This is a genomic window from Pantoea sp. Mhis (genome assembly GCF_009830015.1).
On the sequence record NZ_SZZX01000004.1, the window covers coordinates 12,968 to 26,280 of the forward strand.

Genomic DNA, 13,313 nt, shown 5'->3' on the forward strand with positions numbered 1-13,313 from the left:
ATATAATGAGGAAACAATGAAGTTTGTTGATGAAGCCATAATTTCAGTTATTGCCGGTAATGGAGGTAATGGTTGTATTAGCTTCCGACGCGAAAAATATATTCCTAAAGGAGGTCCAAACGGTGGTGATGGCGGAGATGGTGGAGATATTTATCTATTATCAGATGAAAATCTTAATACTTTAATTGATTGTCGTTTTAAAAATTTTTTTCAAGCTGAAAATGGTCAAAATGGTCAAAGTCATAATTGTACTGGTAGACGCGGTAAAGACGTTTTTATTAAGGTGCCCGTAGGAACTAGGGTAAGAGATCAAAATACTTGTGAAGTACTAGGTGATTTAACGTATCATCGTCAAAAATTAATGGTAGTTAAAGGAGGTTGGCATGGTTTAGGTAATACTCGTTTTAAATCATCTTTAAATCGTACACCAAGACAAAACACAATAGGTACACTTGGTGAGAAACGTAATTTACATTTAGAGTTAATATTAATAGCTGATGTAGGCATATTAGGCATGCCAAATGCAGGCAAATCGACACTCATTAGCTCAATATCTTCAGCTAAACCTAAAATAGCAGATTATTTATTTACTACATTAATTCCTAATCTTGGGGTGGTTTATGTAAATAAGGAAAAAAGTTTTGTTATGGCTGATATTCCAGGACTTATTGAAGGAGCAGCTGAAGGAGCTGGACTTGGAATTCGTTTCCTTAAACATCTTGAGCGTTGTCGCGTTTTATTACATCTAATTGATATTAGGCCTATTGATGGCTCTGAACCAGTAAGAAATATTTGTGTTATTCTTAATGAACTTAAAAAATATAGTGATAAACTTTTTAGAAAACCGTGTTGGTTGGTATTTAATAAAATTGATTTGTTAAGTAATTATGAAGAAGCAGAAAAAAGAGTGCAAAATATTATAAATCGTATAAATTGGAATGATAAGTATTATTTAATTTCTGCTATTCGAGGTGACGGTATTTATGATTTATGTAATCATATAATGCAATTTATTGATATTCATCCTAAAATAAGAGAAGAAAGTGAACCATTAGTTAATTTATAGCTATAGGGAGGAAATACCCATAGCTATAATATTTTTAATACATAAATCTAAAATAAGTATAAAAATGCACTTTTTAAACTAAAAATATTTTGCTTTTTATCTAAGTTAAATTACTTACTTTAAATAAATAATAACGATGCATAATTTTATCAATATTTATTTATTTTCATAATAAATTTACTGTTTAGATATTTTATACAATAGATACAAAGTTAATTATAGGATTTGTATGTTTAGTTATAGATTTGTCTAAATTATTTATGAAATAGTAATAAATAATTTATGATTAATATCATCAAAATTTTGTGTAATTTCCAATTTACTTTATAGACTTTATTTAATTGAAATCAATTTCATACATCTTTTCTGATGAAAATATATTAATTAATGATTTTTTAATAAACTAAAGATAAATCTTTTAAAAGATTGAATAAAAATATTTTTTCTAGAAATAAAATGTAAATAATGTCTTGTTTTAAGTATTATATAACATATATATGTTATATATATAAAATTTATTTATAATAAAAGTGTTTTCTATACTTAAGACTATTATATTAATTTTATTTAATTTATTATAAATAATAATAGTTTTTAAAACTATTATTATTTTAAACACAACCAATCAATTTTGATATATGATAATAAGGAAGTAAAATGAATCAGATTCCTATGACATTAAAAGGTGCTGAGCAACTTAGAGATGAACTAAAAGAATTAAAAACTGTAAAACGTCCTCGTATTATTGCTTCTATTGCAGAAGCTCGGGAATATGGCGATTTAAAAGAAAATGCTGAATATCAAGCAGCTCGTGAAGAACAAGGGTTTTGCGAAGGTCGTATCCAAGAAATAGAAGCTAAACTTTCTAACGCACAAGTTATAGATGTAACTAAAATACCTAGAACGGGACAAGTTATATTTGGTTCAACAGTGACAATTTTAAATATAAATACAAATGAAGAAGTTACTTATCGTATTGTAGGTGATGATGAAGCTAATTTTAAAAAAAAATTAATATCAGTAAATTCACCTATGGCTCGTGGATTGATAGGAAAAAAAATTGATGATATCGCCATTGTTAGAACACCAGTTGGTAATGTAGAATATGAAATTTTAAAAATAGAATATATATAAGATATATTATATTTATCTTTTATTCACAAGATCTTATAAACAATAAAAACATTATTCATTAATAAAGTAAAAACTAATTTTTTTCTATTTAAAATATTTAGGTGGATAGTAACCTGTTATTCATTTAATATACTTTTATATAAAATACAATAAACTATAAATAATTAATCAGCTAATTTAATTATATAATATGGTAGTATACAAGATGACAGCTAAGAAAAACTATTTTTAAATATTATATTGGAAATAATTTTATTTAAATGTCATTTTATTATTATATATAACATGTTTAACATCATGAATATTTTAATTAAAACTTAAAAAGTCACTCTACAACTATGTCAAGTAGATTATACTTGAATAATGTACTTTTATTTATATTATTATATAACTTTATAACGATATAAAAATTAATTTACTGTAATAAAAGTTATGATGATTAAAAGGCGTTTAACCAATTCTAATGCTTGGATTCGTGAACATATTAATGATAAATATGTTCAAATTGCTAAAAAAAAAAGATTACGTTCACGAGCGTGGTTTAAAATTGAGGAAATACAGAACATCTATCATATTTTTAAAAGTAACATAACAGTAATAGATTTAGGATGTTCTCCTGGTAGCTGGTCACAATATGCAGTCCAACAAATTGGACCTAACGGTCGTATTATTGCTTGTGATCTTTTACCAATGTCTCCTATTGTTGGTGTAGATTTTATTCAAGGAGACTTTTGTGATAATAAAGTTTTTGAGACTATATTAAGTTATATAGGTAACCAAAAAGTACAAGTGGTTATGTCTGATATGGCACCTAATACAAGTGGTATACCTATTGTTGATGTTTTACGTTCTATGTATTTAGTAGAATCAGTGCTAGATACCTGTTCTCGTATTCTCGCTCCTAACGGAAACTTTATAGTAAAAGTTTTTGAAGGAAATGGATTTAATGAATACCTTAAAAAAATTCGTTCTAGTTTTATAAAAACTAGGATTTGTAAACCGATTGCTTCAAGGTTACGTTCACGTGAAGTATATATTGTAGCTAAAGGCTATAAAATATAGCTGTACTTTTATTTTAGCAATTATGACTAATAAATTTATTATAATTATAAATCTTAATGTATAAAATAAATAATTAAAATCATTAGCACCATTATTTTAAGTATCAAGGATGTATAGTACCCGATACTGTCTGTTAACACCGTTGTATATGAGGTTAATCCCTTGAGTGATATGGCGAAAAACCTAATTCTTTGGTTAGTCATAGCAGTTGTGCTAATGTCAATTTTCCAGAGTTTTGGGACCAACGAATCAAATAGACGTAATGTTGATTATTCTAGCTTTTTGTCAGATGTTAATCAAAAACAAGTTCGTGAAGCACGTATTAATGGACGTGAAGTTAGCGTTATTAAGAAAGACAGTACTAAATATATGACATATATTCCTGTCAATGACCCAAAATTACTTGATAGTTTATTAATTAATAATGTTAAAGTAGTTGGTGAAGCACCAGAAGAACCAAGCTTATTGACTTCTATTTTTATTTCATGGTTCCCTATGCTTTTACTAATTGGTGTGTGGATCTTTTTTATGCGACAAATGCAAGGTGGCGGAGGAAAAGGTGCAATGTCATTTGGTAAAAGTAAAGCACGTATGCTATCTGAAGATCAAATAAAAACTACTTTTGCAGATGTAGCTGGTTGTGACGAGGCAAAAGAAGAAGTTAGTGAATTAGTAGAATATTTACGAGAACCTAGTCGTTTTCAAAAGCTTGGTGGTAAAATTCCTAAAGGTGTGTTAATGGTAGGACCACCAGGTACTGGTAAAACTTTATTAGCAAAAGCAATTGCTGGAGAAGCTAAAGTTCCATTTTTTACAATTTCTGGCTCTGATTTTGTGGAAATGTTTGTGGGGGTAGGAGCATCACGTGTTCGTGATATGTTTGAGCAAGCAAAAAAAGCTGCACCTTGTATTATTTTTATTGATGAAATTGATGCTGTAGGACGTCAAAGAGGTGCTGGTTTAGGTGGAGGTCATGATGAACGTGAACAAACTTTAAATCAAATGTTAGTTGAAATGGATGGTTTTGAAGGTAATGAAGGCATTATTGTAATTGCCGCAACTAATCGACCAGATGTACTTGATCCAGCATTACTACGGCCAGGACGATTTGATCGCCAGGTAGTTGTTGGTTTACCAGATGTTCGAGGACGAGAACAAATTTTAAAAGTGCATATGCGTCGTGTGCCATTATCAACTGATATTGATGTTATAATTATCGCGCGAGGTACTCCAGGATTTTCCGGGGCTGATTTAGCCAATTTAGTTAATGAAGCTGCTTTATTTGCGGCACGTAGTAATAAACATGTTGTTTCTATGATAGAATTTGAAAAAGCTAAAGATAAAATTATGATGGGTACAGAACGTCGTTCTATGGTTATGACTGAACTACAAAAAGAATCTACTGCTTACCATGAAGCAGGGCATGCAATTATTGGTCGCTTAGTACCAGAACATGATCCAGTACATAAAGTGACTATTATTCCTCGCGGTCGCGCATTAGGTGTAACATTTTTTTTACCAGAAGGCGATGTGATCAGTGCTAGTCGTCAGAAACTGGAAAGTCAAATTTCAACGCTTTATGGTGGTAGATTAGCTGAAGAGATAATTTATGGTATAGAACGTGTTTCGACTGGTGCATCTAATGATATTAAAGTTGCAACTAATTTAGCCCGTAATATGATAACACAATGGGGTTTTTCAGAAAAATTAGGACCTTTACTATATGCAGAAGAAGATAGTGAGGTATTTCTTGGAAGATCAGTTGCTAAAACAAAACATATGTCTGATGAAACTGCACGTATTATTGATCAGGAAATAAGAAAGTTGGTTAATGATAACTACGAACGTGCACGTTGTATTTTAAATGAAAATATGGATATTCTTCATGCTATGAAAGAAGCATTAATGAAATATGAAACGATTGATGCTTTACAAATTGATGATTTAATGAAGCGCAAAGAAGTTCGTCCGCCAATAGGTTGGGAAGAGCGAGACATTGAAAACTCGAATAGTAAATTACCTAAAATCCAGCATCAATTAGACAATTTGCATACATTAAGTCAAGATACTAATATACTAAACAAATTTAATAAATAACTATTAATATATAATTGAACCCCGGCAATTCGGGGTTTTTTATGCTTATATATTTGTATTTTTATCTAGAGGGATATTTTATGAAGTTATGCGTTCGTAATACCTATCTGGATTTGTCTTTCACACGAGTAATGGGTATTTTGAATGTGACTCCAGATTCTTTCTATGATGGAGGTAGACATAATACATCATCGGATATACTTGGATATGTTAGTAAAATGATTAAAGAAGGAGCATCGATTATTGATATTGGTGGTGAGTCAACACGACCAGGTGCAGAAGAAATTAGCTTACAAGAAGAACTAGAACGTGTAATTCCTGTAGTAGAAGATATAGCAAAACGCTTTTCAGTATGGATATCAGTGAATACTTCAAAATCTACAGTAATACATGAGGCCGCACGAGCAGGCGCTCATATGATCAACGATATTCGTTCACTTACTAAACCTGATGCATTAGATGCTGCAGTGCAAACTGGATTAGTAATATGCCTTGTACATATGCAAGGTGAACCATGTAATATGCAACATGCTCCATACTATAATAATATTGTAAGTGAAGTAGATGAATATTTCACTATTCAAATATCTCGATGTAAAGAAGCAGGTATTAAAGAAAATAATCTACTTTTAGATCCTGGTTTTGGTTTTGGTAAAGATCTTCATCATAATTATGAATTATTAGCTAATCTTAAATATTTTCATCGTTTTAAAATACCTATTTTAATAGGAATATCTCGTAAATCTATGGTTAGTCGTCTTCTAGAAATTAAGACTTCACAGAGCCTAACAGGCAGCCTTAGTTGTGCAGTTATTGCTGCTATGCAGAAAGTGCATATTATTCGCGTTCATGATGTAAAAGAAACCATTGAAGCATTGTGCATTGTGAAAGCTACACAAATAGCAAAGGGATAACGATATGAATAATCGTAAGTATTTCGGCACAGATGGTATTCGTGGTAAAGTAGGAGAAATTCCGATTACTCCAGATTTTGTATTAAAATTAGGTTGGGCCGCAGGTAAAACGCTAGCACAACATAGATCACGTAAAGTATTAATTGGTAAAGATACACGTATTTCTGGTTATATGTTGGAGTCAGCTCTCGAAGCTGGTTTAGCAGCAGCTGGTTTATCTGCAGCATTTACAGGACCTATGCCGACGCCAGCTATTGCTTATTTAACACGTACATTTCGAGCTGAAGCAGGTATTGTAATTTCAGCTTCACATAATGCTTTTGACAGTAATGGTATTAAATTTTTTTCTGCTGAAGGAACTAAATTATCAGACGAGATAGAAGAAGCAATTGAATTGCAGATGGAAAAACCTTTTACTTGTGTAGAATCAGCTAGGTTAGGACGAGCTAGCCGTATTGTTGATGCAGCAGGACGTTACATTGAATTTTGCAAAAGTACATTTCCTAACGAAGTCAGTCTTAATGGCCTTAAAATTATGGTTGATTGTGCTAATGGTGCAACCTATCATATTGTTCCAAATGTATTACGTGAATTAGGTGCGCAAGTAATTACTATTGCTGATAAACCTAATGGTATGAATATTAATGAATCCTGTGGTGCCACTAATTTGCATAACTTACAACAAAATGTACTTACTCAAAAAGTAGACTTAGGTTTAGCATATGATGGTGACGGTGACCGTGTCATGATGGTTGATCATTTTGGTAACAAAGTAGATGGTGATCAAATCCTTTATATTATTGCTCATGAATGGTTACGTTATGGTCAGTTACAAGGAGGAGTTGTTGGTACTTTAATGAGTAACATGGGTTTAGAATTAGCGTTAAAACGATTGGGTGTTCCTTTTATCCGTTCTAAAGTTGGTGATCGCTACGTTTTAAAAAAAATGCAAGAAAATGGTTGGCGTTTGGGAGCAGAAAATTCTGGACATATTATTTTATTAGATAAGAATACTACAGGAGATGGTATCGTAGCTAGCTTGCAAGTACTTACTGCTATTGTACGTAATTCTACAACTTTATATGATCTATGTAAAGATGTTAAGATGTTACCACAGGTATTAATTAATGTAAATTTGCGTAATGATAATGATGATCCATTAAAAAATAATATGGTAAAATCTATTAGCGCGGAAGTAGTAAAAACATTAGGAGGACATGGCCGATTACTATTACGTAAATCTGGCACAGAACCAGTAATTCGTATTATGGTGGAAGGTGAAGACGACAAACAGATTACTAAATTAGCATATAAAATCGCTGATGTGGTTAAATCTGTTTAAAACTTTAGTACATATAAAAGCATTGTAATTGATTGTTATTTAGTTATATTAAATAAGAATTTAATTAAACATCAGAATTTTTTTAAAATATTCTTGCAGAATTATATTCCTTTAGGTAATATTTATTATAATTGTTGAAGTCAATAATGATTAAGGTTTATGCATACTGTGCAACGATCATTATAGCTGCATAAATAAAATATTAAATAAAGTGATTGATTATGTATTCAGTTCTATTAGTTATTTTTTTAATTGTAGCAATCAGTCTTGTTAGTTTAATTATTTTACAAAAAAATAAAACAGATATAAGTGTTTCATCTGGTGCAGGATCTTCTAGTATCCTCTTTAATTCAGTTGGTTCTGCAAGTTTCATTACACGTATGACATCGATATTAGCGGTATTTTTTTTTATTATAAGTTTAATTTTAGCAAATTTACATAGTAATAAATCTATTAAAGCAAATAATGTAAAGGATAAGAATAATGTGATTTATTCTGCGCCTAAGAGTTATCCATCTAAAATAGATATAACTAATAATGATATACCAAAATGAAATTTTCTCTAGTCTTAATTAAAAAACCGAGGTGGTGGAATAGGTAGACACGCTACCTTGAGGTGGTAGTGCTCCATTAGGCTTACGGGTTCAAGTCCCGTCCTCGGTATCAAATATCTTTTAAGTTGTATTTTTTATCAGAATAGCGTATTATGACTTCTAGTAGCGGGGTGGAGCAGCTTGGTAGCTCGTCGGGCTCATAACCCGAAGGTCGTCGGTTCAAATCCGACCCCCGCAACCTATTTTAGAGTTCCCTGCATATATTAATTTATTTTTTCATTATGATAGATAGGTATTCATACTAGATAAGTTATATAGAAAATAGGTTCTATTCCGTTCTATGATAAAATAATAATATATTTAATTATATAATTTTGCTTTTTATGTTTTTTAGCAAATTTTAATATTTTGGGCTATGCGCCCTTTTTTTATGTCTTAGAGGAGGTTTATATTATCAACTAAATCAAAAGATTTACTCTTGGTATAGTATAATTATCTATATCATAAGTTAATAGTTACCGATTGGTTTTATCATTATATATCAATTTTAGTTATTTATATTGATAATTAAAATATATTATTAATAATGGTGATAATATGAGAATCTAAAGTAGTAGATTGTTGCTATTATAATACAAATAATTCTATTATATGAAGAGTATAGTGATTACATAATTAAAGTTTTTTTAAAGTTATATATTTTCATTGCTAAATATTATATGAATTTTATTGGCAAAGAAGTACATTTGGTACTATGAATGCCTATTTAAGATTACTATAACTGGAAGGGCCGAATTAAGTCTGTTAAAGGAGAAATAATCACCTTAATGATTAAAGATAATAACGCAGTATTCGCGCTGAACAGTATTCAGACAGCACACTTGGTCCCTTACTGTTAAAAATTTGAATTTTAGGTTACCAAGATGAATAAAGAAATCTTAGCTGTAGTAGAGGCTGTTTCTAATGAGAAAGCTCTACCGCGTGAAAAAATTTTCGAAGCATTGGAAAGTGCCTTAGCAACTGCAACTAAAAAAAAATATGAACAAGATATAGAGATACGAGTTAGTATTAATCGCCGGAATGGAGATTTTAACACTTTTCGTCGTTGGCAGATTGTTGAAGAAGTTACACAACCAACTCGAGAAATTACTTTGAGTGCAGCGCGTTTTGAAAATGAAGCGCTTAATCCAGGTGATTATATTGAAGATCGAATTGAATCTGTTACTTTCGATCGTATTACTACTCAAACAGCTAAGCAAGTTATTGTTCATAAAGTAAGAGAAGCTGAAAGAGCAATGATTGTCGAACAGTTTCGTGAACATGAAGGTGATATTATCACCGGTATAGTTAAAAAAGTTAATCGTGATAATATCACTTTAGATCTTGGTAGTAATGCAGAAGCTATAATGATTCGTGACGATATGTTACCACGTGAAAATTTTCGTCTAGGAGATCGAGTTCGTGGTGTACTTTATGCTGTACGTCCTGAAGCTCGTGGTGCCCAATTATTTATGACTCGATCTAAACCCGAAATGTTAATTGAATTATTTCGTATTGAAGTTCCAGAAATTGGTGAAGAAGTAATTGAGATTAAAGCAGCAGCTCGCGATCCAGGATTACGATCAAAAATTGCAGTGAAAACTAATGATAAGCGTATAGATCCCATTGGAGCATGTGTTGGGATGCGAGGGGCACGTGTGCAGGCAGTATCTAGTGAATTGGGCGGAGAACGTATTGATATTATTTTATGGGATGATAATCCAGCACAGTTCGTTATTAATGCTATGGCTCCTGCAGATGTAGTATCTATCGTAGTAGATGAAGATAAACATACAATGGATATTGCAGTTGAAGCTAGCAGCTTAGCTCAAGCTATTGGACGTAGCGGACAAAATGTTCGTTTAGCTTCTCAATTAAGTGGTTGGGAGCTCAATGTCATGAGTGTTGATGATTTACAAAGGAAGCATCAAGCTGAAGTTCATACCGCAATTAACGTCTTTACTAAACATCTTGATATTGATGAAGAACTTGCTAAATTAATCGTGGAAGAAGGTTTCTCCTCTTTAGAAGAATTGGCATATGTTCCAATTAATGAACTGTTGGAAATTCGTAGCATCGATAAAATTACCATTGAAACCTTGCGTAAAAGAGCAAAAAATGCTTTAACTACTTTAGCAATAGCTAATAAAGAAAATGTTAGAAATCAAAAACCCAATGAAGATCTTTTAAATCTTAAAGGTTTAGATCATGTACTGGCGTATCGTTTAACGTCAAAAGGTATCTATTCATTAGAGGATCTTGCTGAACAAAGCATTGATGATTTGATAGATATTGAAGAATTAAATGATGAAAAGGCAGGTATGTTAATTATGGCTGCACGTAATATTTGTTGGTTTGGTGATGATTTGTAATAACAGGAAATAATAGGATGACAGACATAACTATAAAATCGCTGGCCGATGAGATTCGAATTCCTGTAGAACGTTTGATACAGCAATTTCTAAATGCAGGGATTTGCAAGTCTGTACACGATATAGTATCACAGCAAGAAAAAGAAATCTTACTTTCTCACCTAAACCACGAGCATGGTCAGATCAATTCAGAAACGCTGACATTACAACGCAAAATTAAAAGTACCTTAAATATTCTAGGAAGTGGAGGTAAAAGTAAGTCAGTAAGGATAGAAGTGCGTAGAAAAAGAACGTATGTAACGAATAATACTAGTACATCATCTGAGAAACCCCAGATATTAATTGAATCTCAATCATCGCATATAGAAAAAGAAAAAGTACATGGTGTTATAAAAAAACACATATATCAGGAACATTCGTATAAAACACCATATAAAATAGAAGAAAAAACAAAACATGAAGTTGCTGAAAAATCTAAATTTAGGTCTGTAGAAAATAGGAAATCAAATCATTTATTTATTAATAAAATAACTAAAATTTCACCAGTTCATAAAGTCAATCCAGAAACTAAACTTGCTGAAATAAATTATAAAGTAAAAAAAGAAATGCGACTTAAATTAGAAGAAAATGTAAGAAAAGTCGCCGCAGGAACTCGCCGTTTAGGTAAAGAAAAGTTAGTTGGATGGAAGAATAAAGTTGACAACTATGAACAAAATAATTATTTGAACACAACTTCTACCCATATTCGTGAAGTAGAAGATGAAAATGAGCGCGAAGTAGAACAAAATGTTCGTGGTCGTGTTCGTAATAACAAAATGTTACGTTCAGCAAAGAAAAGTAATAAACATTCGGAAGCTAAAACTGATCGTGAAGAAGCTCGGGCGGCAATACGTAGTGGTAAAGTAGGTAAAAATCGCAAACTAACATCATTACATCAAGGCTTTAATAAGCCTATGCAAGTAATCAATCGGGATGTGATAATTGGTGAAACTATTACTGTATCTGAATTATCAAATAAGATGGCAGTAAAAGGATCTTTGGTTATAAAAGCAATGATGAAAATGGGAGTTATGGCTACCATAAATCAAGTCATTGATCAGAAAACAGCGCAGATGATTGCGCAGGAAATGGGACATAAAGTAATTTTACGTGGTGAAAATGAATTAGAGAAAGAAGTAATGGTAGACCGTGATACTAATGCTATGCAGGAATTTCGTGCACCAGTTGTAACTATTATGGGACATGTTGATCATGGAAAAACTTCTTTATTAGATTATATTCGTTCAACTAAAGTAGCCGCTTGCGAAGCTGGTGGTATTACCCAACACATTGGTGCATATCATGTTGAAACTGAAAATGGCATGATTACTTTTCTTGATACTCCGGGCCATGCAGCATTCACAGCAATGCGTGCACGTGGTGCTCAAGTAACTGATATCGTTGTTTTAGTTGTAGCTGCCGATGATGGAGTAATGCCACAAACAGTTGAAGCTATCCAACATGCAAAAGCAGCATCTGTACCAATTGTAGTAGCTGTAAATAAAATAGATAAAGCCGAAGCAGATCCTAATCGTGTAAAAAATGAATTATCTCAACAGGGAGTGATATCGGAAGAATGGGGTGGTGAGAATATATTTGTCAATATATCTGCTAAAAATGGCACTGGTATTGACCATATATTAAATGCAATTTTATTACAAGCAGAAATGTTAGAATTGACTGCAATACGTAAAGCTATGGCAACAGGTGTAGTTATTGAATCTTTTCTTGATAAAGGGCGTGGACCTATTGCTACCGTATTAGTACGTGAAGGTACTTTAAATAAAGGTGATATTGTTTTATGTGGTTTTGAATATGGTAGAATTCGTGCAATGCGTAATGAATTAGGTCATGATGTTATAGCAGCAGGTCCTTCCATTCCGGTAGAAATACTTGGCTTATCTGGTGTAGTTGTAGCTGGTGATCAAATTACTGTGGTTCGTGATGAAAAAAAAGCTCGTGAAGTAGCGCTATATCGTCAAGGTAAATTTCGTGAAGTAAAGTTACTACGTCAGCAAAAATCTACATTAGAAAATATATTCCCTAATGTAAATAGTAATGAAGTTTCCGAATTAAATATTGTACTAAAAGCTGATGTTCAAGGTTCTGTTGAAGCTATTACTGATTCTCTTCTAAGACTATCAAATGACGAAGTAAGACTAAAAATTATAGGTTCAGGGGTAGGTGGTGTGACTGAAACTGATGCGACTTTAGCCGCTGCATCTAATGCTATTATTCTTGGATTTAATGTTCGTGCTGATACAACTGCACGTCGTATCATTGATGTTGAAAATTTGGATATACGTTATTATTCAGTAATATATGATTTAATCAACGAAGTAAAATCAGCAATGAGCGGTATGTTAGCTCCTGAATATATACAACAAATCATTGGATTAGCAGAAGTCCGTAATGTTTTTAGATTACCTAAACTTGGTTCCATTGCTGGATGTATGGTTATTAAGGGTACTATTAAACGTCATAATCCCATGCGTATATTACGTAATAATGTAGTTATTTATAATGGTGAATTGGAATCACTACGTCGCTTTAAAGATGATGTTAATGAGGTACGTAATGGTATGGAGTGCGGGATTGGTGTTAAAAACTACAATGATGTTTGTAGTGGTGATATAATTGAATTTTTTGAATTGACTGAAATTAAACGTACTATTAACTAATTCTTAAATTACT

Annotated in this window: 8 protein-coding genes, 2 tRNA genes and 2 pseudogenes; all 12 read left to right on the forward strand. The window is 31.8% G+C overall.

Annotation, left to right across the window (positions count from 1 at the left end; translation table 11 throughout):
* Positions 1 to 16: 16 nt before the first annotated feature.
* Positions 17 to 1,039 (forward strand): annotated as a pseudogene (gene cgtA, locus FD727_RS02040) (Obg family GTPase CgtA); the annotation flags it as partial.
* Between the two features lie 684 nt (positions 1,040 to 1,723).
* A complete protein-coding gene (gene greA, locus FD727_RS02045) occupies positions 1,724 to 2,200 on the forward strand; it encodes a transcription elongation factor GreA (protein ID WP_159938507.1) in 477 nt (158 codons plus the stop codon).
* A 432-nt stretch (positions 2,201 to 2,632) separates the two neighbouring features.
* Complete coding sequence (gene rlmE, locus FD727_RS02050) at positions 2,633 to 3,262, forward strand: 23S rRNA (uridine(2552)-2'-O)-methyltransferase RlmE (RefSeq protein WP_159938508.1); 630 nt, start codon at positions 2,633 to 2,635, stop codon at positions 3,260 to 3,262.
* Between the two features lie 171 nt (positions 3,263 to 3,433).
* On the forward strand, positions 3,434 to 5,359 hold the full coding sequence (gene ftsH / locus FD727_RS02055; protein WP_159938509.1) for an ATP-dependent zinc metalloprotease FtsH: 1,926 nt from the start codon (positions 3,434 to 3,436) through the stop codon (positions 5,357 to 5,359).
* An 80-nt stretch (positions 5,360 to 5,439) separates the two neighbouring features.
* Positions 5,440 to 6,273, forward strand: coding sequence for a dihydropteroate synthase (gene folP / locus FD727_RS02060; protein WP_159938510.1), 834 nt, complete (start codon positions 5,440 to 5,442; stop codon positions 6,271 to 6,273).
* Between the two features lie 4 nt (positions 6,274 to 6,277).
* Positions 6,278 to 7,615: a phosphoglucosamine mutase gene (gene glmM / locus FD727_RS02065; RefSeq protein ID WP_159938511.1), complete on the forward strand. Its 1,338-nt coding sequence runs from the start codon at positions 6,278 to 6,280 to the stop codon at positions 7,613 to 7,615.
* A gap of 221 nt (positions 7,616 to 7,836) precedes the next feature.
* Complete coding sequence (gene secG / locus FD727_RS02070) at positions 7,837 to 8,169, forward strand: preprotein translocase subunit SecG (protein ID WP_159938512.1); 333 nt, start codon at positions 7,837 to 7,839, stop codon at positions 8,167 to 8,169.
* 25 nt (positions 8,170 to 8,194) lie between these two features.
* Positions 8,195 to 8,278: transfer RNA gene (locus FD727_RS02075), tRNA-Leu, on the forward strand.
* Positions 8,279 to 8,333: 55 nt separating this feature from the next.
* Positions 8,334 to 8,407: transfer RNA gene (locus FD727_RS02080), tRNA-Met, on the forward strand.
* Positions 8,408 to 8,960: 553 nt separating this feature from the next.
* Positions 8,961 to 9,068, forward strand: a pseudogene (locus tag FD727_RS04135) (hypothetical protein); the annotation flags it as partial.
* A gap of 24 nt (positions 9,069 to 9,092) precedes the next feature.
* Entirely contained in the window at positions 9,093 to 10,580 is a 1,488-nt protein-coding gene (gene nusA / locus FD727_RS02085; RefSeq protein WP_159938513.1) for a transcription termination factor NusA, read from the forward strand.
* Positions 10,581 to 10,597: 17 nt separating this feature from the next.
* Positions 10,598 to 13,300 (forward strand): translation initiation factor IF-2, encoded by a 2,703-nt coding sequence (gene infB / locus FD727_RS02090; protein WP_159938514.1) that lies wholly within the window; start codon positions 10,598 to 10,600, stop codon positions 13,298 to 13,300.
* The last annotated feature ends 13 nt before the right edge of the window (positions 13,301 to 13,313 follow it).